Origin of the sequence: Vreelandella titanicae (assembly GCF_014697095.1) — a bacterium.
GTDB lineage: Bacteria > Pseudomonadota > Gammaproteobacteria > Pseudomonadales > Halomonadaceae > Vreelandella > Vreelandella titanicae.
Map to the genome: position 1 here is coordinate 3,830,829 of NZ_CP059082.1, position 26,391 is coordinate 3,857,219.

Sequence of the window (26,391 nt, forward strand, 5' to 3'; positions counted from 1 at the left end):
GTGATTTAGCCCCTTGTTTTTTCAAAATCGGCCATAAATGCAATTAGGGCATCTACCGCAGACTCAGGCACCGCGTTGTAAAGGCTGGCACGCATACCGCCCACGCTGCGATGACCTTTCAAATTAAGCAGCCCCGCCGCATCGGCCTGCTGTAAAAACGCTTTATCCAGTGCCGAATCGGCCAGTACAAAGGGCACGTTCATGCGCGAACGGTTGGCTTTAGCAATTGGATTGCTATAAAGCTCGCTGGCATCAATCGCTGCGTAAAGTTTATCTGCCTTACGCTGATTGATAGCGTCCATCGCCGCCAATCCGCCAATATCGTCCTTCAGCCACTGAAACACCAGCCCGGCTAAATACCAAGCGTAAGTGGGGGGCGTATTGACCATCGAACCAGCGTCCGCCAGCATTTGATAATCAAATAGCGAAGGTATATTGGCCCTAGCTTTACCTAGCAGGTCGTCACGCACCACCACCAGCGTTAACCCGGCGGGGCCAATATTTTTCTGTGCCCCAGCGTAGATAACGCCAAATTCGCTAACGTCGATGGGCCCAGACAGAATGTTCGACGACATATCGCAGACCAGCGGCACGTGAGCACCATCGGAACGCTGAATATGCGGCGTATAATCAAATTCCAAGCCACCAATTGTCTCGTTAGAGGTGTAGTGCAAATAGGCAGCATCTGCGCTCACCCGCAGTTCGTCTTGTGCGGGTACCGCCGTATGACCGTTGGACTCACTGCTGGCAACCACATGGCAATCAAAACCAAGGTGCTTGGCCTCATTGAGCGCCTTCTTGCCCCAGATGCCGGTCTGAATAAAATTGCCTCTACCGCCTTGACCCAACAGGTTCATCGGCAGCATGGCAAACTGCAAGCTGGCCCCGCCCTGTAGAAACAGCACGCGGTAGTTATCCGGCACGCCCAACAGATGACGAAAGTCGGCTTCGGCACGCTCGGCAATGGCAATAAATTCATCGCTGCGGTGGCTCATTTCCATTACTGAAAGGCCGCGCCCCTGGTAGTCCAGCAACTCTTCCCGGGCGCGCTCCAGCACGGCCACTGGCAGGGCCGCTGGCCCTGCGCAGAAATTATAGTGACGTGTCATCAGTCCCCGTTTCCTGTGCATCATCGGATGTTTTATTCGCCTGTGCGTCTTCAAGGCTGCTTTCTTCAGGGTCACCCGCTCCTTCAAGAGCGCTTAGCTCGTCGCTCTCTTCCGGTTCATCAACGCGCACCGTCTTGACCAGCTTCTCCTCTTTGCCAAGACGAATCAGCATCACGCCCTGGGTATTCCGTGATGTGGTCGAGACCTCTTCCACACGGGTACGCACTAGCGTGCCGCGGTCGGTGATCAGCATCATTTCATCGCTGTCATAGACCTGCATCGCTGCCACGAGCGAACCGTTACGCTCGCTGGTTTGCATGGCGATGACACCCTGACCACCACGACCACGCAGCGGGAACTCTTCTAAGCGCGTGCGCTTGCCGTAGCCATTTTCACTGGCGGTCATAATGTAGATTTGACCATCGGCGGTTTCGGCTGCAGTGCTCTCTTGGGCGCTGTCTTGCGTTTCCCCTTCGGCATCCGCTTCGGCGTCGATCTGCTGGCTTTTAGGAATGATCAGGCTAATGACTTCCGCGTCGCCTGACAGACGCATACCACGCACGCCGCGGGCAGTACGCCCCATGGCGCGTGCATTGCCCTCTTCAAAGCGAATCGCTTTGCCGGTAGACGACAGCAGCATGGCATGATCATTACCCGTGGTGATCGCCGCACCTACTAAACGGTCACCCTCTTCAAGGTCAATCGCAATCAGGCCAACGCTGCGTGGGCGCGAGAACTGCTCAAGACTAGTCCGCTTAACGGTGCCTTTGGCCGTGGCAAAGAAGATGTAGTTATCAGGGTTGTAGTCGCGCACTGGCAAGATGGCGTTGACCGCCTCACCCTCTTCCAGCGGCAGCATGTTCACCAGCGGCTTACCCCGCGAGCCGCGGCTGGCGTTGGGCATTTCGTACACTTTCAGCCAGTACACTTTGCCGCGATTTGAGAACAGCAGCACGGTGTCATGAGTAGAAGCCACCAGCAGGTGCTCTATCACGTCTTCGTCTTTCATGGCCGTCGCGGACTTACCGCGGCCACCACGGCGCTGAGCCTGATAATCCGACAGCGGCTGCGTCTTGGCATAGCCTGAACGCGACACGGTTACCACCATGTCCTCTTCGGCGATCAAGTCTTCCATTGACAAATCGAGGTGACTCGCCTGAATTTCAGTGCGACGGTCATCGCCAAACTGGTCACGCACCGCCCGCAGCTCTTCGCGGATCACTTCCATCAAGCGGTCAGCAGAGGCCAGAATCTCGGTTAACTCGGCAATTTTCTCAAGAATACTGAGGTATTCATCAAGCAGCTTCTCGGTCTCAAGACCCGTCAAGCGGTGCAGGCGCAGTTCCAGAATCGCCTGCGCCTGGGCAGGCGAGAGCCGATAAGAGGTGGCCGCGGCATTTAAACCAAAACCCTCTTCCAGCTCTTCTGGCTTGCAAGAAGTAGCCCCGGCCCGCTCTAACATGGCGGTCACCTGACCGGGCTGCCAAGTCTTGGCGAGCAGCTTTTCACGCGCTTCAGCCGCGTTGGGTGAGGCTTTGATCAGCTCAATCACTTCATCGATATTCGAGATAGCGACGGCCAAGCCTTCCAACAGATGCCCACGCTCACGGGCTTTTTTCAGCTCATACAGCGTGCGCCGGGTAACCACTTCGCGCCGGTGACGAATAAAGGCTTCCAGCATCTCTTTAAGATTGAGCGTGCGTGGCTGGCCATTTTCCAGCGCCACCATGTTAATCCCGAACACGTTTTGCAGCTGCGTTTGAGCAAACAGGTTATTGACCACTACTTCGCCGGACTCACCGCGCTTGATTTCAATCACCACGCGCAGACCATCTTTATCCGACTCATCGCGCAGTTCGGCGATGCCTTCAATCTTCTTCTCTTTCACCAGCTCGGCGATCTTCTCGATCAACCGCGCCTTATTCACCTGATAAGGCAGCTCGGTGATGATGATGTGGTCGCGACCGGTTTTGTCGTGGTGCTCAATGGTGTGGCAAGCACGCACATAAATACGCCCACGGCCTGTACGGTACGCCGACAAAATGCCCGCGCGACCATTAATAATCGCGCCGGTGGGGAAGTCAGGACCGGGGATATACTCCATCAAGTCATCCACCGACAGCGTGTAGTCGTCGATGAGGGCCAAACAGCCGTCAATCACTTCACGCATGTTGTGCGGTGGAATATTGGTTGCCATACCTACCGCGATACCCGACGAGCCGTTGATTAGCAGGTTGGGTACCTTGGTGGGTAATACGGCGGGGATACGCTCGGTACCGTCGTAGTTATCCACCCAATCGACGGTATCTTTCTCAAGGTCAGCAAGCAGTTCGTGGGCAAGGCGCGACATACGCACCTCGGTATAACGCATGGCGGCCGCGTTATCCCCATCAATAGAACCGAAGTTGCCCTGACCGTCGACCAGGACATGGCGCATCGAGAAGTGCTGCGCCATACGTACGATAGTGTCGTATACCGCGCTATCACCGTGCGGATGGTATTTACCGATGACATCGCCGACGACACGCGCCGACTTCTTGTACGGTTTATTCCAATCATTACCCAGTTCATGCATGGCAAACAGCACACGCCGGTGAACCGGTTTAAGGCCATCCCGCACATCTGGAAGCGCGCGGCCGATAATGACGCTCATCGCATAGTCGAGATACGACTGTTTAAGCTCGTCTTCAATATTGACGGGCAAGATTTCTCTGGCGATGTCACCCATGAAAGTCAGATCCTTTGCACTGCATTGGCACTGCGAGAGTTGAAAGCGCTGGTAAACACCGCTCTGAAATTACCATAGAGCGGCGCGCAAATACTGCGACATCATACCACCGCAAAAGCAGCAAGGGCAGCCAGGGAGCTCACCAAAGCCGTTTAGACGCTAAATGCCTCTTTCCCCAAGGTTAATGCAGCCAACGCTTCACGCACCTCGCCCTCGATTGCAGCGGCCTTATTGGCGCGCATATCGAGTAGCACGAAGGTTAAATCCGCACGGGCGATGACGGTGCCATCCTTACGCCCACCGTTTTTACGAACAATACGATGGTGGCAAAGCCCGCTGCGCTCACCAACGTCGATGATCCCGGTCATCACTTCCAAATCATCCCCTTGGCGGGCAGCGGCCAGATAATCAATGTTCAAATTGACGACGACGAATGCCCGCCCGGCCTGATGGAGCTCTTTGATCATCTCTGGGTGTTGATCAAAGAAGTCCCAGCGCCCTTCTTCCATAAACTCAAGATAGCGAGCGTTATTGACATGCCCATAGCCATCCAGATGATAGCCTCTAACGCGTAAATGAACTCGCGACAGCGATGCACTCATATCGACTCCTCTATAGTGATTGGCAACGATTCAATCAAACACAAGTTTGAAACACGTGCAACAGAGACGATTGGTGACAGCCGCTGGTAGGAATGCCCCGCTTTCGCCATAATGTGCCACCTTTTAAACAGGATTGGCTCCATGTGGTTTAAGCACTTGCATTTATACCGCCTGCACGACGCGCCCGAATTATCCAGCGATGAGCTCGCTAGCGCTTTACAAGAGCATGCCGCCAAACCACTCGGCAACGCCGACGCACGCCGCCTGGGCTGGACTGCACCTGCTGGACGTTTGGGCGCAGGGCAGCTTGTTCACGAAATTCAATCACATCGGCTGCTTTCAGCGCTGCGTCAAGAGCGCCTACTGCCCGCCTCTGTTGTAAAAGAGGAAGTCGATGAGCAGGTGGCGGATATTGAGGCCAGCGAAGGCCGCAAAGTGACCCGCAAAGAGAAGACCGCGTTAAAAGAGCAGGTAACCGAGAATTTATTGCCCCGCGCTTTTGTGCGTAGTCAGAAAATTGATCTTTGGTGGGACATTCGCGGCCAGATGATAGGCATCAATGCCAGTTCACGCACCCGCGCCGAAGATATTCTGGATTTGCTTCGCGAAACCCTGGGCAGCCTAAAAGTCACCCCACTGAGTTCACAGACGCTGCCTATTCGCGCCATGACCACTTGGCTAGGTGACGCGGCCAGTCGCCCGGCCGATCTTCAGCTTGGTGACCAGGTTGAACTCAAAGCTAAAGGTGATGACGGTGTACTGCGCGCTCGTCAGGTCGATTTAGACAGCGATGAAATTCAGCAACTGCTTGAGACCGGCCGCCAAGCCAGTAAACTCGCGATTAGCCTGGAAGGACGGCTAAGTTGTGTGTTACACGATGATTTGGCGCTGAAATCGTTGCGCTTTGGCGATGCCTTGATTGAAGAAGCCGATCACGCTGACGACGGAGACGACGCGCTTGCCCGTCTGGAAACAGACTTTATTCTAATGGCGCAGGCGCTATCTACCGATATTCCACGCTTGATAGAGTGGCTTGGCGGCGAGACACAGCGGGAACCCGCGACGCAGTAAGGGCTCTATAGTCATTCAAGACTGTTATCCGAAGTCGTCTTTTCGCCTCGATGTTATTAATCGATATTTACTATTTATCATCCAACGGTTCGCATGACTCATCACAACAACGCTACCAACGCCTCTACCGAGACAGACCCGTGGGCCGATATTCGGCCCTTTATGGATCATGAAGTGGCCGATGTGCTGGCCAGACTCTCACGGGACAACGAGCTGCTGGATGCACTGACCCGCTTTCGGCTGCCGCGCATGGCGCGCTGGGCACCATCCCTGGCGCGTGTTTTTGCCAGCCGTGCCGTACGTCGTGAAGTCAAAGACGTAACGACGGTTTATGAGTTTCAAATGCGTATTGCCCATTACATGGAGCGCATGATTCGCACCACCACGGATGCCTTTGAAGTTACCGGCCTCGACAAACTCGACGCCAACGGCGCTTACCTGTTCATAGGTAACCACCGCGATATCTCGCTGGATCCCGCGTTCGTCAACTATGCGCTGTATCAAGCAAACCGCGACACCGTGCGTATCGCGATCGGTGACAATCTGCTTAAAAAGCCCTATGTCACAGATCTAATGCGGCTTAATAAAAGCTTTATCGTGCCACGCAGCGCCCGAGGTAAGCGGGCTATGCTGGCAGCATACCAGCAACTTTCCGCTTATATTCGCCATACCATTACCGAAGACCAGCACTCAATCTGGATGGCACAGCGGGAAGGGCGGGCCAAGAACGGCATCGATCACACTGAACCCGCCATTATCAAAATGTTGATCATGGCCAGGCGAGCCGCAGAACGAGACATGGTATTTGGCGAGGCAATTGCTGAGTTAAAGCTGGTGCCGGTATCGATTAGCTATGAATACGACCCCTGCGATGTCCAAAAAGCCCAGGAGCTGCACGATATCGACACACTGGGTAGCTACGCTAAAAGTGAGTTTGAAGATATTCGCTCCATTGTAGCCGGCATTACCGGCTCCAAAGGGCGTGTACGGCTGCACTTTGGCACACCGGTAGGTTCTGATATGGCCACGCCCGACGAAGTCGCTGCTGAGATTGACCGCCAGGTGATTGGTGGCTATCGACTGTTCCCCAGTCACTATTTGGCTTTAGAGGCGCTGGGCGAAGCACCGGAGCTGGTGGCACGCAAAGCCATCACTCGACAAGACCGTGAACGCTTTAATGCCCGGCTTGCCGAAGTGCCGGAGCCTCTGCGCCCCTACTGGCTTGCCCAGTACGCGAACCCTGTTAAACACAAGGCAGGGCGACTGACGCTCTAAATCAGCGTTTTAAGCTGCCATTTTAATAACGGGCAATTCATGCCCGTTGGCGGAAAAAATGCTATGGTCGATGCATTGATTGGTTTCGCATGGCGCTGTCGTCAATTGCGATCCTAAGGAGACCCCCATGTCCGGTTCAGAAATTCAGAAAACACGTATCATCAACGAGCTACGTGGCTTTATTCGTAAGCTGCTGCAAGATCCAAAGATCCTTGAGCAATCACTGGCGATTGCCAGAGAACAACTGACCGAAGGCAATAGCCCTGCGGTGATGGCGCGGATTGCCAACGAAATTTCCGATACCACCAGCGTGCATATACCGGAAGATCCGGCTGAACACTCTGAGGCTGATAAGCTCTTTTTAGAACTGCTGCGTGAAGTCGTTCAAGAAGAGCAAGCGCTTTATTAATCGTTGCTAGGACGTAACGGTATCGGCGAAGCGTTTAGCGACTTCGCCGTCTTTTTTACTATCGCCTGACCGGCACCCTTATTCACTCGGAATTAACCTTCACCATGTCTACTACCGCCACGCGCAACATTTTGGTGACTAGCGCGCTCCCTTACGCCAACGGAGCCATTCACCTCGGTCACTTACTTGAGTATATCCAGACTGATATCTGGGTACGTTTCCAGAAAAGCCGTGGCCAGCAGTGCTACTACGTATGTGCCGATGACGCCCATGGCACCGCCATTATGCTGCGTGCCGAGCAGGAAGGTATTACCTCTGAAGCCCTGATTGAGCGGGTTTCCAACGATCACCAAACAGACTTTGCCCGTTTTGGCGTTGGGTTCGACAATTACCACTCGACCCACTCCGCTGAAAACCGCCACTTCAGCGAAATGATTTATAAGCGCTTACGGGATAAAGGCCATATTGCCACCCGTGATATCGAGCAGATGTTTGACCCCCAGAAAGGCCTGTTTCTGGCTGACCGTTTTATTAAAGGCACCTGCCCTAAATGTGGCGCTGAAGACCAGTATGGCGATAACTGCGAAAAGTGCGGCGCTACCTATACTCCCGCCGACTTGATCAACCCCGTTTCAGCCATTTCAGGCGCAACGCCCGAAGTACGTACATCGACCCACTACTTCTTTAAACTGCCTGACTTTGCCGACTTCCTGCAGGGCTGGATTGACGACGGCCATGTGCAGCCGCAAATCCGCAATAAGCTGATGGAGTGGTTTGAGTCTGGCTTTAACGAGTGGGATATTTCCCGGGATGCGCCCTACTTCGGCTTCGAAATTCCCGATGCCCCGGGCAAATACTTTTATGTCTGGCTGGATGCGCCAATTGGCTATTTGGCCAGCTTCAAGAACTTGTGTGACCGCGAAGGTATCGACTTCGACAGCTACTGGAACAAAGGCTCTGATGCCGAGGTATATCACTTTATCGGCAAAGATATCGTCTACTTCCACGCGCTCTTCTGGCCCGCCATGCTGCATGGCGCGGATCTGCGCACCCCCACCGCCGTCAACTGCCACGGTTTCCTGACGGTAGACGGCGCCAAGATGTCGAAATCCCGCGGCACCTTTATTAAAGCCGCCACCTACGCCGACCATCTCAACCCGGAATACCTGCGCTACTACTTTGCCGCCAAGCTTACTTCCAAAGTTGATGACCTGGATCTGAATTTGGACGATTTTGCCGCGCGGGTAAATTCAGATTTAGTCGGCAAGGTGGTCAACATTGCCAGCCGCTGCGCCGGTTTTGTTAAAAAGCTCGGCAGTGGCAGCCTCTCAAGCCACTGCGCTGAGCCACAGATGGTCGCCCGCTTTATTGCCGCCGGTGATGATATTGCCGAAGACTTTGAAGCCCGGGAATTTAGCCGGGCTATGCGCAAAATTATGGAACTGGCGGATGAAGCCAACACCTATATTGCTGATAAAGAACCCTGGGCGCTGGCCAAGCAGGATGGCCGTGACACAGAGGTGCTTGAGATATGCTCGGTAGGCATTAATCTGTTCCGCCAGTTGATGGTTTATTTGGCTCCTGTGGTACCCGCCATGGCTGAAGAGGCCCGTGTTTTTCTTAACGTTGAGTCGCTGGACTGGCACACTCGTCAAAGCGTACTCACTGATCACCCAATCAATAAATTCAAACCGCTGATGACACGCGTTGAACGCGATAAAATCGATGCCATGATTGAAGCGTCGAAGGAAGATCTCGTGGAAGAGCAAAAATTGAAAGAAGCGCCCAAAGGCCCGTTGGCGGAAGAGCCTATCGCTGAGGAAATCGACTTTGCCGCCTTTGCCAAAGTCGACCTGCGCATTGCGCGTATTGCCAAAGCCGAATACGTAGAAGGCGCCGACAAACTGCTGCAATTGACCCTCGACCTGGGTGGCGAAACCCGCAACGTCTTCTCCGGCATTCGCTCCGCCTACGCCCCGGAAGCCCTGGAAGGCCGCTTAACGGTCATGGTCGCTAATTTGGCACCGCGCAAAATGCGCTTTGGCGTATCGGAAGGCATGGTGTTAGCCTCTGCCAATGAAGACGGCATCTACCTGCTCTCTCCCGATGCGGGCGCCGAACCGGGACAGCGAGTAACGTAATACTCCAATTATGTGATTATGGGGGCAGAGGCTAACCGTCTTTGCCCCCTTATTTTTGCAGTTATCACATACCATTATCGCTTTGTTCAGGTTCGCTCTATGGTTCAACGCTTCTCTCGATCTTTGCGCTTTCGCTTCCTTGCAGCTCTCAGTGGGGTTTTACTCCTCGCGCTTATCTCCTTGGTAATATTGAGTAAATGGGTAATATTTCCGGCCCTACACAAGGAAGAACGTGCGGTAGTGACAAAAGAGTTAGAGAAAATAGAGGCTGGACTAAATGTTAGCCACGAAACTTTACTGGCCCAAGCGCGAGACTGGGCAATTTGGGACGACACCTACGAGTTTGTTCAGGGTAACTACCCGGGTTACCCCGATACCAACTTTAGCCAACAGATGTTTGAAGAGATGCATTACCAACTCATGGCCTTTTTCAACGCAGAGGGCGAGGTACACTTTTTAGCTGGCATCAATCCGGCTAATGGCCAGTACCACACCTGCCGTAGCGTAGAGAGAGAATGCCGATGGATGGCTGGCTTGGTGCATACTATGCAAGCCTCAATTAAAGAAGATCCTCTGCAAAGAAAAAGTGCCCTGTATGCAGGCTCCCCGCCATTAATCGTGGCCTCCAATCCCATTTTCCGTACTGACGAAAGTGGGCCGCCTCAAGGCTGGCTGTTTAAAGTACGCCCTATGGACGCTGATTGGCTTAGCACAATAGAGCGCTATACGGGGCTTCCAACGATGCTTTCCGTGGTTAATGACAAGGAAGATAACGATATTGCCATTAACATTACGGGCAATACGATTTTCGCGCAGCGCTTTTTAACTACCTACCCATCCAATGAACAAATAGCACTAGGTACTCAGCTTAAACGCACCAGCTATCTTGCAAGCTTAGAAACGTTTCGCTACGTGCTGCTGTGGACAGCATGCTTAATGCTGTTGGTCATCGGCCTTGTACTGCTTCTGTTAGAGCGCATTATTCTTAAGCCGCTCAAAATCCTAACCAGTTTCACCCAGCAAATCAGCGGCGATATTGATGAGTCGAGCAGTTTATTGAAACGTGGTGATGAAATAGGAATACTTGCCCGCGCTTTTCAAAAGCAATTTAAGCGCCAGCAACAACTCAATGCCGAACTAATCCAGCTTTCTACCCATGACCCCTTGACTGGCTTGCCCAATCGCCGTCTATTCGATCAGCGCCTACAAGAGGTGGTCAATAATGCCCTGACCACTGGGCAGCCCCTCTCGGTCATGATGATTGATATTGACCATTTCAAGCTGTTTAACGATCATTATGGGCATCCTGAAGGGGATATTTGTTTGCGACGGGTCGCGCAAACGATGCATGAGGTCGCCACCGCCCATGGCTTTTTTATAGCGCGCACAGGCGGCGAAGAGTTCAGCGCCATGCTGCCCGCCACTTCTGCCACCCAGGCGATGGAGAAAAGCCAAGCGCTTAGTCATGCCGTAGACCAATTAAGGCATCCCCATCAGGTGTCGCCTGTGGCTCCATATGTCACCGTTAGCATTGGCATTAGCCAGTTAGATATAGAAGGCGCCATGACGCCCAGTGGATTAATGACGGCCGCCGACCAAGCGCTCTACGCAGCCAAAGCAGACGGGCGGCATAGTGCCAAGGTGTATACGCCTTCGCTGGCCAACACCGCCTTTTCTTCGCACAATACGCTGCCATGAGTGAGTTATTTATCATTTTGATCAGCACTGCCCTGGTCAACAATTTCGTACTGGTTCAGTTCTTGGGCCTATGCCCGTTTATGGGCGTCTCTAATAAACTGGAGTCGGCCATGGGCATGTCCCTGGCCACTACCTTTGTGCTGACTCTGGCATCGGCCGCTAGCTTCGTGGTTTATCACGGCCTGCTTGTGCCGCTGGATGTAACCTACCTGCGTACTATTAGTTTTATCGTGGTGATCGCCGCCGTGGTGCAGTTTACCGAAATCATGGTGCGCCAACTGAGTCCGCTGCTGCACCAGGTGCTGGGCATTTTCCTGCCGCTGATCACCACCAACTGCGCGGTATTGGGTGTAGCCCTGCTGTCGTTAAACCGTGAATTAAGCTTTTTCCACACCACCCTTTATGGATTGGGCGCAGCACTGGGCTTCTCGCTTATTTTGGTGCTGTTTGCCGCGATGCGCGAACGTTTAGCGGGGGCGGATATTCCCAAACCCTTCCAAGGCGCCGCGATTGCTATGGTCACCGCCAGCCTTATGTCGTTAGCATTTTTAGGGTTTTCAGGGTTGGTGCAGGGATGAAGGCAGCGCGCAATGAATAGCACCATTGATATCATTGGAATCCTCAGCGCCGTCGCGGTATTAACCGGCTTGGGTATCGGTTTTGGCGCTCTGCTGGGCTTGGTGAGCGAGCGCTTTAAGCGCGAAGATAACCCGCTAGTTGAGCAAATTGATGCGCTACTGCCGCAAACCCAGTGCGGCCAGTGCGGCTACCCAGGCTGCCGCCCTTACGCTGAAGCCATTAACCAGGGTGATGCGCTGAATAAATGCCCTCCGGGTGGCGAAGCGACGATTCACGCCCTTGCCGATCTTCTCGGGCGCGACCCTGAGCCCCTGGATGGCGAAGCGCAAAGCGAAGCCAAGGTGGCATTTATTCGCGAAGCGGAGTGCATTGGCTGCACCAAGTGCATCCAGGCCTGCCCGGTCGACGCGATTATCGGCGCGGCTAAATTAATGCATACCGTGATTGAAGACGAGTGCACCGGCTGCGATCTCTGCCTTGACCCCTGCCCCGTGGACTGTATCGATATGCTGCCACGCTCAGCCCCGCTCACCCAGTGGCAGCCGGTAGTGGCGCACTCATCAAACATGATTGCCAGCGACCGCCAACCCGCTTCAGGGGTGTCTTGATGTCGAACGCCTTTGACTTCCCGGGAGGGATTTACCCCCCCGAACGCAAACAGCGTTCAAACCAATCCGCGCTGATTGAAGCGCCACTGCCCTGCCGGGTCACTCTCCCCCTACAGCAGCACAGCGGTCAGCCAGCGACGCCCTGTGTGGCGCAAGGAAATGCGGTAAAAGTGGGCAGCGTGATTGCCAAACGTGAAGGTATGGTCTCTAGCGCCCTGCACGCCAGTATTAGCGGTACAGTGAGCGAGGTTAGCACTACCCAAATCAGCATTGACGGTAATGGGCAAGATGAGTGGCTTCGACTGCCACCATTGGTGTGGCAAAATGTCGAACCCCACGCGCTGCTTGAGCGTTTAAACGAGAGCGGCATCGTCGGCTTAGGTGGCGCCGGGTTTCCCACCCATATTAAAGCGCGGGTGGTCGAACAACATACGATTCACACCCTGGTGATTAACGCCGCCGAGTGCGAGCCCTATATCACCGCCGATGACCTAACCCTGCGCCACCACGCTAAAGAAGTGCTCGAAGGTGCGCAGATAATTGCCAAACTGTGTGGCGCACAGCACATCGTTATAGGCATTGAGGATAACAAACCCGAGGCCATTGGCACGCTGAAGCAAGCCCTAACCAACAGTCAGCCAGTCCCCGTCGTGTTGAACGTAATCGCCACCCGCTACCCTAGCGGCGGCGAACGACAGCTGATTAAAAAACTGCTAGACCTCAACGTACCCAGCGACGGACTGCCTGCTGATGTTGGCGTACTGTGTCACAACCCAGGCACGCTACTGGCGATACTATACGCAGTGCGCGATGGTCAGCCGCTGGTTTCCAGGGTGGTCACGCTGACTGGAGAGGCCATCACCCAGCCCGGCAATCGCTGGGTGCGTCTGGGCACATCGGTTAGAGAGCTGCTGGAGCAGGCAGGGTTAAATACCCCAGAGTTACACCAAGTGATTCAAGGTGGCCCCATGATGGGCGCGCCACTGCTAACGCTCGATACGCCGGTCACTAAGCTTACCAACTGCTTAATCGCGGCCACGCTTGAAGAGTTACCGCCGCCCCCAGCAGAATCGCCCTGTATTCGCTGCGGTGAGTGCGAAAGCGTTTGCCCGGTAGCACTGCTGCCGCAACAGCTGCACTGGTACGCCCGCGCTCAGGATGATGCCAAGCTTGAGCGCTACCACCTATTTGATTGCATTGAGTGCGGTGCCTGCAGCTACGTCTGCCCCAGCCATATTCCGCTCGTGGTGGATTACCGGGAAGCTAAAAGCCGGTTACGCCTGCAGCGAATTGAGACAGCAAAAGCGGAGCACGCCAAGCACCGTTTTGAGTTTCGCCAAGCGCGGCTTGCTCGGGAGGAGGCTGAGAAACAGGCACGCAAGCAAGCCCGCCAGGCGCAACAGCGGCGCCCTTCTAACACTGCCGCAACCAACAGCGAAAAGGTCGACTTACGCGGTCTGCGCATCGCCCATGCCGCCGCCAAAGCATCGGTCAAAAAGGCTGAAAAAACCCTGGCGCGCGTCGCTCAGGAAGATCCTAAACAATCCCTGGATGACTTAGAAATGCAGCTTGCCACCGCCCAGGAGAACTTGAAAGCAGCCGAGTTGCAGCTTGCCCAGGCGCGCGAACAGCAGTCTAGCGAGGAGTCGCCATGAGCATGATGCACGCCTCAGGCGTTAAAGATGCCATGACGGCAACCGCGGTGCCACCAACGGCAAGCTTAATGCGCTGGGTAATTGCAGCAACCCTGCCAGGCATCGCCACCATGAGCTACTTCTTTGGCCTTGGAGTTATCAGCAATGTACTGTTAGCCGCCGCTTTTGGTGTTGCGCTTGAAGCCGCCGTGCTACGGCTACGCAAGCGCCCCATTCGTGTGACGCTGAATGACTCAAGTACCCTGCTTACCGGCGTTTTGCTGGGCACGTCACTGCCACCCGCTAGCCCCTGGTGGCTTGTCGGCGTGGGTATGATCGCGGCAATTGTAGTCGCCAAGCAGCTATACGGCGGCTTGGGGCATAACCCGTTTAACCCCGCCATGGTGGGCTATGCGCTGCTATTGGTGTCGTTTCCTACCTACATGACGCTATGGGCACCGCCCCAGGAAATGCTACCTAATGATTTATGGGCGCAAATCACCGGAACTCTACCGACCGCCCAACTAGATAGTTTGAGCGGCGCAACACCGCTAGATGCTTTTAAGCACAAAGGGGACGCCGTGCTTGCCAGCGAGTTTTGGGCGGCTAACCCACTGCCGAATGGAACCCTAACTGCCTGGCGATGGGTAGCACTTGCTTGGCTAGTAGGTGGTGTGGTGTTGTTAGCGAAGCGGATTATTAGTTGGCATATTCCGATCGCGATGCTTGGCAGCCTAGTACTACTGGCCACGCTGTTTTATCTCAGCGACCCCAGCCACTTTGCTTCACCGCTGTTTCACCTGCTCACCGGGGCAACGCTATTCGGGGCGTTCTTTATTGCCACCGACCCGGTCTCCGCTGCCACCAGCCAACGCGGCAAACTTATTTATGGCGCGGGGATCGGCGCGCTGGTTATCATTATTCGCACCTTTGGCGGCTACCCCGATGCTGTGGCGTTTGCGGTCTTACTGATGAACCTGTGCGTACCATTACTGGATATATATAGCGTGCCGCGGCCCACTGGCCAGCAAAAAGCTTCACCGGGTAAGCCAGGAGAACAGCCATGACGCTGCTCCAGGCCATGCGGCGTGGCGCCTTCGCGCTGGGCACCTTTGCACTGATTACCGCCGGCAGTGTCGCGCTTACCCGCGCGCTAACCGCCGAACGTATAGAGACACATCACTTGGCTTACCAACACCGCCAGTTGCAGGAAGTACTGCCCCAAGCGCTGGCGAATACCCCCGTCACCCAGGTACTGGAGAGCACCTTTACCCTTCCCAACCCACAAGCGCTTGGGCTTGCAAGCGATAGCCAAGGTTGGTGGGTAAGCAATCAGGGTAGCAGCGCTGTGATCTTACCGGTGGTAACCCGCCAGGGATATAACGGCGAAATCCGCCTACTGATTGGCATTGATGAGCAGCAGCGTATCAGCGGCGTGCGCGTTACCCAGCACCAGGAAACGCCTGGGCTAGGCGATGACATTGAGCGCAGCCGCAGCGACTGGATCACCGGGTTTAATGGTTTAAGGTTAGATAGCTTGCCACCAGAAGGCTGGGCGGTAGCTAAAGATGGCGGTCACTTTGATGCGTTCACCGGTGCAACGATTACGCCCCGCGCCGTGGTCAACGCTGTCCATAAAGCGCTTCAGTACGCCGCCGATACACCGCTACCGATGTCATTTGAGGAGCCCACCTTATGAGCCAGTGGCGCGAACTAGCCCAAAGCGGCCTTTGGTCGAATAACCCCGCGCTGGTGCAACTGCTGGGACTTTGCCCGCTGCTAGCCGTGAGTGGAAATGTCGTCAATGCGCTGGGGCTGGCGCTGGCCACGCTACTGGTAATGGTAGGCGCCAGCACGGCGATTTCGCTGATTCGTCACCAGGTGCCCAGCGCGGTGCGCTTGCCCGCTTTCGTAATGGTGATTGCAGCTTTTGTTACCTGCGCTGAACTGCTCATGGCCGCCTACGCCTACCCGCTCTATCAGGTATTGGGGATTTTTATTCCGCTGATCGTGACCAACTGCGCCATTCTTGGCCGAGCCGATGCATTTGCTTCCCGCCAGCCGGTGCTTCCAGCGGCCATTGATGGCTTTATGATGGGGTTGGGTTTTGCTGCGGTACTGGTGTTACTTGGCGCTCTGCGCGAGTTGCTGGGACAAGGCACGCTGTTTAGCGATATGGCGCTACTGTTTGGGCCGCAAGCGGCCAGTTGGCAGCTGACGATTGCCGACGACTACCAGTTCCTGTTTTTCGTGCTGCCGCCCGGCGCGTTCTTTGTGGCGGGCCTGTTAATCGCGCTGAAAAACGTTATCGATCAAAGCAATGCTGCCCGTGCCAAGCCAGTCGCGGCAGCCCCCCGAACTGAGCGCCGCGTACGGGTTACCGGCACGATTAAATAGTTGGCAAGATGCCGAAAGTACACATGTAAGCAACTGCTTGTATTTATAACGCGTATTTATTAAGAGACCCGCCATGAATGCCCAAAAGCGTCATGAAATCTTTGCTCGCCTTCAGGCAGAGAACCCGCACCCCACCACCGAGCTTAACTGGAACACGCCCTTTGAGCTGCTGGCTGCCGTACTGCTTTCTGCTCAAGCCACCGATGTAGGCGTCAATAAAGCCACGGCGCGGCTCTACCCGGTCGCTAACACGCCCCAAGCGATTATTGATTTAGGTATCGATGAGCTTAAAGCGCATATCAAAACCATCGGCTTGTACAACACCAAAGCAGAAAACCTGATGAAAACCTGCCACATCCTCGTTAATCAGCACGGTGGCGAAGTGCCCAACACCCGCCAAGCGTTGGAAGCCTTACCCGGCGTAGGCCGTAAAACTGCCAATGTGATTCTCAACACGGCATTCGGTCAGCCCACCATGGCGGTGGATACGCATATTTTCCGGGTATCCAATCGCACCGGCATCGCTAAAGGCAAAGATGTCGTTGAGGTGGAGCAAAAACTGCTGCGCCATGTGCCAAAAGGGTTTCTGCACGATGCTCACCACTGGCTAATTCTGCACGGCCGCTACACCTGTATCGCGCGCAAACCCCGCTGTGGTAGCTGCATTATCGAGGATCTGTGCGACTACAAAGACAAAACCGAACCGGCTTAACGGCTAGCAGCCTGTCGGGCTTGAACGATCGTCGCGAGAAGCACGGATTTTGAGCCAAATTTATCGATCGATTGAGGCGAATAGCGCGCTATTTAACGAAATCGATCGAATAAAGTTGGCCAAAATACCGGGATTCGCAGTAGATCAGTGTTAAGTCCGACAGGCTGCTAGGCCATCAAGTCGAACTCATCAGCAACTGGCGGTAAGCCTCACGCCAAGCGGGCCACTCCCAAGCAGTAGTATCAAGTAGTTCAGGGCGAGTCGCTGGATCGTTAAGCCAAGCACTGAGCCGGTCGTAAAGCCCTTCCCGGGTACCGTCATAGCGATAGGCAGGCGGATAAAGCGCCGGGAAGCAGAGCCTATCAGGCACCAGCGGCAACGCCCCGCGCTGGGCCGCCTCCATGATCGCCAACCCCTGAAATTCATGCCAAGTGGTCGAAACCACAATATCCGCGCTATCCAACAACTCACGGTAGGCCTCCTCCGGCTGTGGCTCCCAAGCCACAATATGCTTGGCTAAGCGCTGCTCGGCCTCGGCAAAAATAGCGGGGACTTGGCGGAAACGCTGACCAAGCACCGCCAGTTCAAACGCTACACCGGCTTCGCTTAACGCAAACAACACGGTGAAGAAGTCGTCGGGATTTTTGTCATACTCCCAGCGGTGATTCCAGATAATTCGCTGTGGCACCATTTTTTGAAAAACCGTTTGCTGGCAAGGTGCTAAGTTTTTAGATGCTAAGTTTTCAAGCTCTACGTTTTCAGGTGCTAAGTTTTCAGGGGCTAAGTTTTCAGGGGCTGTGCTATCAGGAATGGGCACCGGCAATACCATAGCCCGCTCGCGTATCGCTTCTAATGGCTTAGCTGCCGGAAGGTTTTCCGGCATTTTTTTCAAAAAAGCTCGCGCGCCATCAATAAAGGAGTCACGGTTATAGGCGCTGTTAAACACCACGCTATCCGCCGCCAGCGCCGTATAGAGATTGACCATTTTGGCCTCTACTTGTGGCATTTGATCGCTCGACTCAGGATAGGCGAACTGGTTTTCATGAAAGTAGACAACCTTTTTTGCTCGACCCAGATGCGGGAACAGCCCTACCAGCGTTGCCAGATCAACCATCGAAGTGGCTAGCACTACATCAAACGACTGGCTGAGAGTATCGTGCTCTTTGAGCATCCAGCTCAGCGGATTGCCACGAATACGCCAAGCAAAATGTCGTGGCGGCAGGCTCAACTGCGTCCACGACACCTCCTCAAGCTGCGCCATTAAACTTTGTGCCCAGTAGCGATGACTCACCGCCTCGTAGGCAGATAACAGGAGAACGCGCATTTACAGCCCTAACAGCCAGATCAGTGGAACGCCATAACATGTTAAGCAATGGCACAGAGGCAAGCAGTGTAACAAAGCGCGCTTACTAGCTCTTATGCAATAGCTCCCTGAACTTGCATGCATTCGGCCAAGGTCGTCTTGGCTGACCTGTTAGATCTATCTAGACTGCATCCATGCAGCTTTAAAACAAATAAACGTTAAAACAAATAAAAGCAGGAGAGCTCCATGGCTAAAGTGCTCGTCGTCGATGACGAACCCAACATTGTTTTATCGCTAGAATTCCTGATGGAGCAAGCAGGGTTTGAGGTCGTCACTGCCGAAGATGGTGAACAGGCCCTGGCAAGAGTGAATGATAGCCAGCCTGATCTACTGCTACTTGATATTAGCTTGCCGGGGATTAGCGGTTTTGACGTTTTAGAGCGACTGCGGAGCGAAGCGGCTACCGCCCAGCTCCCCATTATTATGTTGACCGCTCACGGGCGTGACGTTGAGCGGGAAAAAGGCATGGCGCTGGGCGCCGATGATTACATCACCAAGCCCTTCTCTACTCAGTCGTTGGTCGAAAAAGTCAAAGCGCTACTGATTGAGGAGCAGCCATGACCCGAGGCGGGCTGCCCAAGCGTCAGCGCCTGATTGGCCTCTGGTTGCTACTTAGCGGCATCAGCCTGCTGGGTGGAGCCATTTTCGCCGCTTGGCTGGATGCCAAGCTTGCTCCCACAGGCGTAACACGCATCGCTCTCTGGCTAGGCAGTTTCTCCGGTGGCGCGACGATTTTTTTAGTCGGTTTTCTGCTTGAGCGCATGCTGTTTACCCCGCTGCGCCATTTACAGGTGCAGCTGGCACGCCTGGTCGCCAACCCGGACGCCCGAGACGAGCACCCACCCGAAGGTTGGCTAAAAGGGCTGGGGCCCGACCTACGTCGAGTACGCGAAAGTTGGCGATCAGATCGCAGTCGCCTTGCCACCGCTCACGCTGACGGCGCCCGCAGCGCTGCACGTATTCGTCAGGAGCTGGAAACGCTGCTGCAAGTGCTCGAAACACCGCTGCTACTGTGTGATCACCACCGCCGGCTCATGCTGTTCAATCAGGCAGCCGAGGACTTCTTTGAGGGTAATACCGGGTTAGGGCTGGGTAAACGCCTGGAGGCGCTGCTGCCGGTAGTGAGCTTACAGCAAATGCTCGGCCAACTACCTAATGACGGCTCCCCGCGGGAGTTACTCGCTCCCTGTGATGACCGCTGGCTCAAAGTCATTTTACGCCGCGTACCGGGTAGCGATGGCGAAACACTGCTGACCTTTAGTGACGCCACCGCCTCATGGTCGAGTGAGATGGGCGTTAGAGCAGAACTGGCGGCCATGTTGACACCGCTTCGCCAGCATACCGCCAGCCTGACCAGTGCTGCTGATGCGCTGATACAGCTGCGCGATCAAAATGACGCCAGTACATCGTCTTTACGCCAGCGTTTTGAGCGGGTAATCCACGAGGAAGGCGTTACGCTTGGCGACAACGTGGCTAAAATCGGCCAGCTACTCGACGACATGCAACACCAGGGCGAGCGCTTGACGCCCATGTGGTCAAACGATTTCTGGCAAGCGTTGGATGAGCGTCTTGATCCGGAGCACCGCCTAATCACCCCGGTGGGCATGCCAGCCTGGTTTAAAGGCGACGCTCCGGCACTCATTGCGCTCTTCGACTCTTTAGTCAAACACCTCAATACCCATCTGCCTGACAGTGGCTTTGAGGGTGAGATATGTCTGGGCAATAAGCGCGTCTATCTCGACCTTATTTGGCGCGGCAAAGCAATCCCTGAACACGAACTGGCGGAGTGGCGCCAGCAGCCGCTAAACTCCCTGCCATTGACGCCAAGCGTCGCGGATGTGCTGCGCCAACACGCCAGCGACATCTGGAGCCTTGCCGACGATGACGGCGTTCATTCACGCCTGCGACTCCCCCTGCCCGCCATGGAGCGCGTCGGCGCCCCACGAGAAACCGCCCCGCCGCGCCCTGAATTCCATGACTTTGGCATTGCCGACCTGCCTCCACCAGATGAAGCGCTGGCCAGCCGAACACTGCGCAGCCTGGAAATAGTCGCCTTTGATACGGAAACCACCGGGCTTGAGCTACGCCGAGGCGACACCGTCATCAGTCTTGGCGCCTGCCGCGTGGTCAACGCCCGTTTATTGGCAAGCGAGGTCTTCGATCAAAAAGTTGATCCGCAGCGGCCGATCCCACCGGCTAGCACCGCGATTCACGGCCTTACCGATGCCGATGTGGTCGGTGCGCCGCCGCTGGATATTGTGCTTACCCGCTTTCGTGATTATGTCGGTGAAGCCGTCTTGCTGGCCCATAATGCCGCCTTTGATCTACTTGCCATTAGCCACAAAGGGGTCGTTTTTGATATCCCTGTGATCGACACCCTGCTGATTTCACGGGCACTGGACGAAGCACTCGATGGACATGACCTGGATAGCCTTGCCCAGCGCTATGATCTGGCTTTTCCACCGGGCACCCGCCACACTGCATTAGGCGATGCCCGTGTTACCGCCGAGCTATGGCTAGCTCTGCTGCCACGCCTAGAAGCCCGCGGCGTCGATACCCTCGAGCAGTTGTTAGCGCTGCAAGCCAACGCCTTCGACCGACAGGATGCCAGTGCCTAATGAAACCGTTCGGTGTTAAATCACGCCAAACAGAGCGCCTATTGGCTCTGGTGGCGATTGCCCTGCTACTGTTCTGCCCGCCGCTGATTATCGTGGTGGACCGCCTTCCCGCGTTTAGCGTGGGCTGGCTACCGCTCTATCTATTTATCGCCTGGGCTGGGGTGATCGGCTTAACCGCCTGGCTGATGGAACAGCGTGCAGGCCGCTAACCATGCGTAGTGAGGCGATTATCCTCGGCACCGCTTTTGGCTACTTGGCGCTGCTGTTTGTGGTCGCCGCCTGGGGCGACCGGCGGGCAGAGCAGGGTCGTTCCATCATTGGCTCGCCAACGGTCTATGCCCTTTCTATTGCTGTTTACTGCACGGCCTGGACGTTCTACGGCAGCGTAGGGCGCGCCACTGAGTATGGCCCCAGTTTTATGCTCATCTATCTGGGGCCGACGCTGGCGATGCTGTTGGCCCCTTTTGTTATACGCAAGATGGTGCGCATTGCAGCGCGGCAACGGATCACCTCAATTGCCGACTTTATCAGTGCCCGCTACGGCAAAAGCACCAGTTTAGGCGCACTGGTTGCCCTAATGGCGCTGATTAGCATCACCCCCTATATTGCCCTGCAGTTAAAAGCCATCACTGTTAGCCATGCGGTACTGATCAATTATCCCCGCGCGGCCGACACTACGTTGGTGGATGAACACTTCTGGATGGATAAGTCCCTCTGGGTCGCCCTGGTGTTAGCGGTGTTTATTATTCTGTTTGGCACACGCCACCTGGATGCCAGCGAGCGCCATGAAGGCATGGTGGCAGCGATCGCCGTGGAATCTATCGTTAAGCTGGTAGCCTTTATGGCCGTTGGCGTGTTCGTGGTGTTTGTGATGTTTGAAGGCCCCGCCGCGCTGTTTGCCCAGGTAGCGGCCACGCCGGCCCTTGTCGATAGCATGCGGTTGAATAGTGTTCCTGGTGGGGTCACCGGCTGGGTGGGCATGCTGGTGCTGGCCTTTTTGGCCTTCTTAACTCTGCCTCGCCAATTCCAGGTATTGGTGGTGGAGAATGTCGATGAGCAGCACTTAGCCAGAGCAAGCTGGCTATTCCCCCTCTACATGCTGCTGATTAATCTGTTCGTTATTCCCATTGCGCTGGCTGGCCTGCTGTTAGGCGTAAGCGCAGGTGATCCAGACAGCTTCGTACTCACGCTGCCGCTCTCAGCTGGTTTAGAAGGGCTGCCGCTACTGGTCTTTATTGGTGGTTTGTCTGCGGCGACAGGCATGGTGATTGTGGAGACAATCGCGCTTTCCACTATGGTTAGCAATCAGTTGGTGATGCCACTGCTGCTGCGCTCACGGCGCCTGCACCTGAGTACCAAAGGGGAGCTTGCCGGCTGGCTGTTGGGTATTCGGCGCATCGCTATCGTGCTGATTCTACTGCTTGGCTATCTCTACCACGCGTTGATTGGTGACTCCTATAGTTTAGTGACGATTGGGCTGGTCTCCTTTGCCGGGGCGGCTCAGTTCGCCCCATCGCTATTGATTGGCCTCTATTGGCGCGGCGCAACACGACAAGGCGCCACCGTTGGTTTAATCGCCGGGTTCTTGATCTGGTGCTATACCCTGCTAATACCCGGGTTTGCTCAATCCGGTTGGTTGGATACAGCACTGCTCACCGAGGGGCCATGGGGTATCGGTTGGCTAGTGCCCTACAGCTTATTCGGGCTCGAAAATTGGGATATTTATACCCATTCGCTGCTCTGGAGCATGTTGGCCAACGTGGGGCTATTGGTGGGGGTATCGCTGTTTACCCGCCCTACGCCCCTTGAGCAAACTCAGGCGGCACTATTCACCGAAGCGATGCACCCCAATTTGCAAACCACCTCACTATCTTCGTCACTATGGCGCGGGCAAACTACCCAGGGTGCACTCAAGGAACTACTCGTTCGCTATCTTGGCACCCCGACCACCCGCCGTGTATTTAGCCATAGCGGAGCCAAAAGCGCTTATGCAGCGGACGAGCCCGCCACCGCGGAGCTGATTACTCGCGCCGAACAGGCACTGGCGGGGGCGTTGGGTAGCTCCTCAGCGCGAGTATTGATCAACTCGGTGGTACGCGGCGAAGCACTGGATATTGAGTCGATTCTGAGCATTCTGGACACGACCTCACAAACTCTGGAGTACAACCGCCGCTTGGAGCAGAAGTCTCAGGAGCTGGTGCAAATTGGCGAAGAACTGCGTAGTGCCAATGTGCGCCTGCGTGAGCTGGATCGCTTGAAAGATGAGTTTGTCGCTATGGTCAGCCACGAGCTACGCACGCCGCTCACCTCGATTCGCGCCTTTGCCGAAATATTGCGCGATAGCAACCAACTGCCTGATGAAAAACGTCAGCATTTTCTTGGCGTGATCGTCCACGAGAGCCAGCGCCTGTCACGTTTAATTGAAGAAATTCTGGATCTTGCCCGTCTGGAGAGCGGCCGTTTAACGCTTAACCCCGTTCCTCTTGATCTTGCCGCCCTGACTCGGCATAGCATTGATGCTATTGCGCATCTGCATGAGGAGCGCGGCATAGTGCTAGACGTTAGCTTAGAAGCTGATCCTGCGATGGTGGTTGGCGATCATGATCGTTTAGAACAGGTGATTATTAACCTGCTTGATAACGCGGGTAAGTTTGCCGATCGGGAGCAGCCAAAAGTGCGCCTCACACTTTATCGTCATCGGCGTCATTTCCGTCTGAGTGTAGAGGATAACGGTGCGGGTATTAGCGAAGATGAGCGTGAGCGGGTATTTGAAAAATTCCATCAAATTCAGCAAGGCGATGATATTCCCCGTGGTCGGCCAAGGGGCAGTGGCTTAGGGCTACCGATTAGCCGGGGCATTATCGCCCACCTGGGGGGACGGCTTTGGGTCGAGGATGCTAAAATCTTAAGCGGTGCCTGCTTAACGCTAGAACTCCCCGCTGCGCCTCCAACATAAAGCGTTGATTTCTTATTGGTGACAACGGCTAGCCTTGCTCACTAAAACTAAGTTATTCTTTACTCCAGAGTTCTACTTTCGCCTAAAGAAGCATGTCGTGGATGAGCCGATGAAAAATGAGTGTCACCTTCCTCAAAAAGCGAACACAAATGAGTACACTATTGCGATCCAGCCAATAGTGGATGCTCAGCTACGTCATGTCGCCGATGAACTTCTTTATCGGGCTAATGAAACGAATCAGACTGCTAACGTTTTTGATAATGTCCAAGCCACCGCCAGAGCATGTGCTATTGCTGTCTATGAAATTGGCCTGGATAAACTTTGCGGCACACGCCAGCTGTTTATTAATGCTTCTGCAGACTGGCTCACCAATCCAGACCTGACTGGGCTACCTAGTCAACAAATAGTCATTGAGGTTCTCGAGGATACTTCGCCTACTAAAGAAGTTATTGATGCCTTGCACTACATTAAAAGCCAAGGGTATAAATTAGCGTTAGATGATTTTATCCTAGATGAACATAACCATGCATTTCTGCCCTTCTGCGACATCGTCAAATTTGACATATCCAACGACTTACCTAAAAACCTAATAAAAAAGCTACACAAAGAAGGGATTACGCTTCTGGCTGAACGAGTTGAGACACAGGAAGAGTTCAAGCAGTGTAAAGCGCTAGGTTTTACTCTTTTCCAGGGCTATTTTTATGAGCGCCCCAAAACCCAACTAACTCAAACAGCTCGTCTCTCAACGTCACGCGCCAATCAAATGCAGCTACTCTCCGCACTGTATAGTGACAATGTGCGTCTCTCTGAAATCAGTACGTTAGTGGCTAGGGATCCTTACTTACTGAGCGCAATATTCAAGCGCGCAAACTCCGCGGAGAAGGGCTCACGTCGTCCCACGACGAAACTGATTGATTGTTTACACATTATAGGGCTGAGGGAGCTACGTACCCTGGTTACCATTGTTATGCTCGCTAACAACAGCCCTGTGAGCAAGCTTAACCTTATCAAAGGGTTAACCCGGGCATTTGCATGTGAAATGATGGCCGACCAACGTAGACTCGATGAACAGGAAAGCTTTATCGCGGGTTTATTCTCGCTAATGCCTACCATCCTGGGGATTAGTGCCGAACTCATGAAGAATGAAATCAGGCTTGGGCGCTTTATTGAAGATGCTATCAATCAGCGTATAGGCTCATTAGGTAAGTTACTTAATGATGTGGAGGCCGCAGAAAGTCAATTTTCTCCTCTAGATTTTCCACCCGACGTCATGCTCCAAGCGGCTTCTAAAGCGCGCTCGCTTGTTTATACCGACGCTAGCTGATTTATTTTATACGCTGCTTTGAGCGCTAGCACTCAAACGTTTAATCTGCTGTAGATCAAACTTCAGCAGTAATCGCTCGTCTTCGCGCAGGCGCCGCAGGTCAACCCAGCCATCTGCAGCCTGACCGCGAGCTTTGTTATACCGCTGCTGATCCAATAGGCGCTGCTGCAGTCGCTCAAAAGCGGCTACAAGCAACGCCGATTCAGCCGACGTTAGCGCATCCGTTGCATGGCTTAGCGCGATCAATCGCTCGCGTGTGGGTATATCGCGCAGCCCGTACCGCAAGCAGAGTAAGCGTGCAGCGCTAATCAACGGCAACAAGCCTTGATGCTTAAGATTAAGGGCTTGTTCGTGAGGGGCATCCAGGCCCGGGCTTGAGGCAAGCCGCCCAAAGCGATCCAGCGCCACCGGCAACTCATCCAGTAGCGCCGCCATTTCATCCATAAACAGTGGCGCTTTGGGAAGTGTCGAAGCGATGCTCTCACCCAACTGCTTAGCAAGCGCCGGATTACCAGCGATCGGGGCAAAATCGAGTAAGATATTAGTCTGTTGTACGCGCTTTACCCGGCGGTCAGCGCTCCAAATGTCTAGCTGCGCGTGCCACTCACTCAGCCGTTTGCGCCACATCGGCCATCGCGCCATGACATGGCCATTGCAGAGCGGAATACCGGCCTCATCCAGGCGCTGGGTAAACCGCTCACCCAGCGCTTGAAAGTAGCCGTCGATCTCTACGTGGCGATGGTCAGGATAATCGTCAATAATCAGCGCATTATCCTGGTCGGGGCCTAGCAGGCTCTCAAAACGCGCCGCGGAGCCTAATAACAGTATGCAGTAGTCAACTGGCGGAGCGCCCCACCCCTGCGCCTGCATTTCGTCAAGGGATTGCGCTATCGCTTGGCGATACAGAGAAGCATTGTGGTCACTGATGATTTGGCTAATACGCCAAGCGGGCAGGTCGTAATGCACCAACGTTTCGACCAGCGGCAGTTGCCACGCATAGGCGTCAGCTAATGAGGTTTGCGGCGAGGGGAATGTCGAAGAGAGTTTCGAGAAGAGATGGTCTAACGGCGCATTAAGCGCCGAGGTATTAAGCGTTCCATCCTCATGGAACAGAGAGCGCCAGGGTGAGGCCTGGTGTACTAAGCGCATACGCCTCTCCTTACACTA

The 26,391-nt window shown here is 54.6% G+C and carries 22 protein-coding genes; 17 read left to right on the forward strand and 5 right to left on the reverse strand.

Features of this window, described 5'->3' with window-relative positions; genetic code table 11:
* Window positions 1-5: 5 nt before the first annotated feature.
* The 3 genes from serC to HZS52_RS17770 all read right to left on the reverse strand — a co-directional run bounded on the left by serC (window position 6) and on the right by HZS52_RS17770 (window position 4,439).
* A complete protein-coding gene (serC, locus tag HZS52_RS17760) occupies window positions 6-1,109 on the reverse strand; it encodes a 3-phosphoserine/phosphohydroxythreonine transaminase (protein WP_190373270.1) in 1,104 nt (367 codons plus the stop codon).
* Entirely contained in the window at window positions 1,093-3,837 is a 2,745-nt protein-coding gene (gene gyrA / locus HZS52_RS17765; RefSeq protein ID WP_190373271.1) for a DNA gyrase subunit A, read from the reverse strand. Before gyrA ends, serC begins: the two co-directional genes overlap by 17 nt.
* A gap of 152 nt (window positions 3,838-3,989) precedes the next feature.
* Window positions 3,990-4,439, reverse strand: coding sequence for an acyl-CoA thioesterase (locus tag HZS52_RS17770; RefSeq protein ID WP_022523637.1), 450 nt, complete (start codon window positions 4,437-4,439; stop codon window positions 3,990-3,992).
* 141 nt (window positions 4,440-4,580) lie between these two features.
* Between HZS52_RS17770 and HZS52_RS17775 the strand changes: the two genes are divergently transcribed.
* The 12 genes from HZS52_RS17775 (at window position 4,581) to nth (ending at window position 16,963) form a co-directional block, all read left to right on the forward strand.
* Complete coding sequence (locus HZS52_RS17775) at window positions 4,581-5,510, forward strand: recombination-associated protein RdgC (RefSeq protein ID WP_022523638.1); 930 nt, start codon at window positions 4,581-4,583, stop codon at window positions 5,508-5,510.
* 93 nt (window positions 5,511-5,603) lie between these two features.
* Window positions 5,604-6,785, forward strand: coding sequence for a 1-acyl-sn-glycerol-3-phosphate acyltransferase (locus HZS52_RS17780; RefSeq protein WP_009286584.1), 1,182 nt, complete (start codon window positions 5,604-5,606; stop codon window positions 6,783-6,785).
* Window positions 6,786-6,912: 127 nt separating this feature from the next.
* Window positions 6,913-7,194, forward strand: a complete 282-nt coding sequence (locus HZS52_RS17785; protein ID WP_022523639.1) for a hypothetical protein — start codon at window positions 6,913-6,915, stop codon at window positions 7,192-7,194.
* Window positions 7,195-7,298: 104 nt separating this feature from the next.
* Window positions 7,299-9,335, forward strand: a complete 2,037-nt coding sequence (gene metG / locus HZS52_RS17790; RefSeq protein ID WP_022523640.1) for a methionine--tRNA ligase — start codon at window positions 7,299-7,301, stop codon at window positions 9,333-9,335.
* A 240-nt stretch (window positions 9,336-9,575) separates the two neighbouring features.
* Entirely contained in the window at window positions 9,576-11,033 is a 1,458-nt protein-coding gene (locus HZS52_RS17795) for a sensor domain-containing diguanylate cyclase (protein ID WP_223827957.1), read from the forward strand.
* Window positions 11,030-11,611, forward strand: coding sequence for an electron transport complex subunit RsxA (gene rsxA, locus HZS52_RS17800; RefSeq protein ID WP_007114112.1), 582 nt, complete (start codon window positions 11,030-11,032; stop codon window positions 11,609-11,611). Before HZS52_RS17795 ends, rsxA begins: the two co-directional genes overlap by 4 nt.
* 12 nt (window positions 11,612-11,623) lie before the next feature.
* Window positions 11,624-12,220 carry an electron transport complex subunit RsxB gene (rsxB, locus tag HZS52_RS17805; RefSeq protein ID WP_027959293.1) on the forward strand — a complete coding sequence of 199 codons (597 nt, stop codon included), beginning with the start codon at window positions 11,624-11,626 and terminating at the stop codon, window positions 12,218-12,220.
* On the forward strand, window positions 12,220-13,875 hold the full coding sequence (rsxC, locus tag HZS52_RS17810) for an electron transport complex subunit RsxC (protein WP_190373273.1): 1,656 nt from the start codon (window positions 12,220-12,222) through the stop codon (window positions 13,873-13,875). Before rsxB ends, rsxC begins: the two co-directional genes overlap by 1 nt.
* Complete coding sequence (locus HZS52_RS17815) at window positions 13,872-14,921, forward strand: RnfABCDGE type electron transport complex subunit D (RefSeq protein ID WP_190373274.1); 1,050 nt, start codon at window positions 13,872-13,874, stop codon at window positions 14,919-14,921. Before rsxC ends, HZS52_RS17815 begins: the two co-directional genes overlap by 4 nt.
* A complete protein-coding gene (gene rsxG, locus HZS52_RS17820; RefSeq protein ID WP_190373275.1) occupies window positions 14,918-15,553 on the forward strand; it encodes an electron transport complex subunit RsxG in 636 nt (211 codons plus the stop codon). Before HZS52_RS17815 ends, rsxG begins: the two co-directional genes overlap by 4 nt.
* Window positions 15,550-16,251 carry an electron transport complex subunit E gene (locus tag HZS52_RS17825; RefSeq protein ID WP_190373276.1) on the forward strand — a complete coding sequence of 234 codons (702 nt, stop codon included), beginning with the start codon at window positions 15,550-15,552 and terminating at the stop codon, window positions 16,249-16,251. Before rsxG ends, HZS52_RS17825 begins: the two co-directional genes overlap by 4 nt.
* A 73-nt stretch (window positions 16,252-16,324) precedes the next feature.
* Window positions 16,325-16,963: an endonuclease III gene (gene nth, locus HZS52_RS17830; RefSeq protein WP_190373277.1), complete on the forward strand. Its 639-nt coding sequence runs from the start codon at window positions 16,325-16,327 to the stop codon at window positions 16,961-16,963.
* Window positions 16,964-17,138: 175 nt separating this feature from the next.
* On the opposite strand, the gene HZS52_RS24670 is transcribed toward nth, so the two are convergent.
* Window positions 17,139-18,287, reverse strand: a complete 1,149-nt coding sequence (locus HZS52_RS24670) for a tRNA-queuosine alpha-mannosyltransferase domain-containing protein (RefSeq protein WP_190373278.1) — start codon at window positions 18,285-18,287, stop codon at window positions 17,139-17,141.
* A gap of 225 nt (window positions 18,288-18,512) precedes the next feature.
* On the opposite strand from HZS52_RS24670, the gene HZS52_RS17840 reads away from it, so the two are divergent.
* The 5 genes from HZS52_RS17840 to HZS52_RS17860 all read left to right on the forward strand — a co-directional run bounded on the left by HZS52_RS17840 (window position 18,513) and on the right by HZS52_RS17860 (window position 25,224).
* The gene (locus HZS52_RS17840) at window positions 18,513-18,887 is read left to right on the forward strand and encodes a response regulator transcription factor (protein WP_022523646.1); all 375 of its coding nucleotides are present in this window, start codon (window positions 18,513-18,515) and stop codon (window positions 18,885-18,887) included.
* Entirely contained in the window at window positions 18,884-20,944 is a 2,061-nt protein-coding gene (locus HZS52_RS17845) for a 3'-5' exonuclease (RefSeq protein ID WP_190373279.1), read from the forward strand. The genes HZS52_RS17840 and HZS52_RS17845 overlap by 4 nt, the downstream gene beginning before the upstream one ends.
* Window positions 20,944-21,153: a hypothetical protein gene (locus HZS52_RS17850; RefSeq protein WP_190373280.1), complete on the forward strand. Its 210-nt coding sequence runs from the start codon at window positions 20,944-20,946 to the stop codon at window positions 21,151-21,153. Before HZS52_RS17845 ends, HZS52_RS17850 begins: the two co-directional genes overlap by 1 nt.
* A 2-nt stretch (window positions 21,154-21,155) precedes the next feature.
* Window positions 21,156-23,900: a sensor histidine kinase gene (locus tag HZS52_RS17855; protein WP_190373281.1), complete on the forward strand. Its 2,745-nt coding sequence runs from the start codon at window positions 21,156-21,158 to the stop codon at window positions 23,898-23,900.
* Between the two features lie 97 nt (window positions 23,901-23,997).
* A complete protein-coding gene (locus HZS52_RS17860) occupies window positions 23,998-25,224 on the forward strand; it encodes an EAL and HDOD domain-containing protein (RefSeq protein WP_223827958.1) in 1,227 nt (408 codons plus the stop codon).
* A 6-nt stretch (window positions 25,225-25,230) separates the two neighbouring features.
* Here HZS52_RS17860 and HZS52_RS17865 read toward each other — a convergent pair whose 3' ends face one another.
* Window positions 25,231-26,373 (reverse strand): DUF294 nucleotidyltransferase-like domain-containing protein, encoded by a 1,143-nt coding sequence (locus HZS52_RS17865; protein ID WP_190373283.1) that lies wholly within the window; start codon window positions 26,371-26,373, stop codon window positions 25,231-25,233.
* Window positions 26,374-26,391 lie beyond the last annotated feature (18 nt).

Coding starts and splice junctions, on each gene's coding strand:
- rsxA (WP_007114112.1), top strand. CDS start 11,030: ATGAGTGAGTTATTTATCATTTTGATCAGCACTGCCCTGGTCAACAAT.
- nth (WP_190373277.1), top strand. CDS start 16,325: ATGAATGCCCAAAAGCGTCATGAAATCTTTGCTCGCCTTCAGGCAGAG.
- gyrA (WP_190373271.1), bottom strand. CDS start 3,837: ATGGGTGACATCGCCAGAGAAATCTTGCCCGTCAATATTGAAGACGAG.
- HZS52_RS17840 (WP_022523646.1), top strand. CDS start 18,513: ATGGCTAAAGTGCTCGTCGTCGATGACGAACCCAACATTGTTTTATCG.
- HZS52_RS24670 (WP_190373278.1), bottom strand. CDS start 18,287: ATGCGCGTTCTCCTGTTATCTGCCTACGAGGCGGTGAGTCATCGCTAC.
- rsxB (WP_027959293.1), top strand. CDS start 11,624: ATGAATAGCACCATTGATATCATTGGAATCCTCAGCGCCGTCGCGGTA.
- HZS52_RS17855 (WP_190373281.1), top strand. CDS start 21,156: ATGCGTAGTGAGGCGATTATCCTCGGCACCGCTTTTGGCTACTTGGCG.
- HZS52_RS17845 (WP_190373279.1), top strand. CDS start 18,884: ATGACCCGAGGCGGGCTGCCCAAGCGTCAGCGCCTGATTGGCCTCTGG.
- HZS52_RS17770 (WP_022523637.1), bottom strand. CDS start 4,439: ATGAGTGCATCGCTGTCGCGAGTTCATTTACGCGTTAGAGGCTATCAT.
- metG (WP_022523640.1), top strand. CDS start 7,299: ATGTCTACTACCGCCACGCGCAACATTTTGGTGACTAGCGCGCTCCCT.
- HZS52_RS17785 (WP_022523639.1), top strand. CDS start 6,913: ATGTCCGGTTCAGAAATTCAGAAAACACGTATCATCAACGAGCTACGT.
- rsxC (WP_190373273.1), top strand. CDS start 12,220: ATGTCGAACGCCTTTGACTTCCCGGGAGGGATTTACCCCCCCGAACGC.
- HZS52_RS17815 (WP_190373274.1), top strand. CDS start 13,872: ATGAGCATGATGCACGCCTCAGGCGTTAAAGATGCCATGACGGCAACC.
- HZS52_RS17850 (WP_190373280.1), top strand. CDS start 20,944: ATGAAACCGTTCGGTGTTAAATCACGCCAAACAGAGCGCCTATTGGCT.
- HZS52_RS17825 (WP_190373276.1), top strand. CDS start 15,550: ATGAGCCAGTGGCGCGAACTAGCCCAAAGCGGCCTTTGGTCGAATAAC.
- serC (WP_190373270.1), bottom strand. CDS start 1,109: ATGACACGTCACTATAATTTCTGCGCAGGGCCAGCGGCCCTGCCAGTG.
- HZS52_RS17865 (WP_190373283.1), bottom strand. CDS start 26,373: ATGCGCTTAGTACACCAGGCCTCACCCTGGCGCTCTCTGTTCCATGAG.
- HZS52_RS17780 (WP_009286584.1), top strand. CDS start 5,604: ATGACTCATCACAACAACGCTACCAACGCCTCTACCGAGACAGACCCG.
- HZS52_RS17775 (WP_022523638.1), top strand. CDS start 4,581: ATGTGGTTTAAGCACTTGCATTTATACCGCCTGCACGACGCGCCCGAA.
- rsxG (WP_190373275.1), top strand. CDS start 14,918: ATGACGCTGCTCCAGGCCATGCGGCGTGGCGCCTTCGCGCTGGGCACC.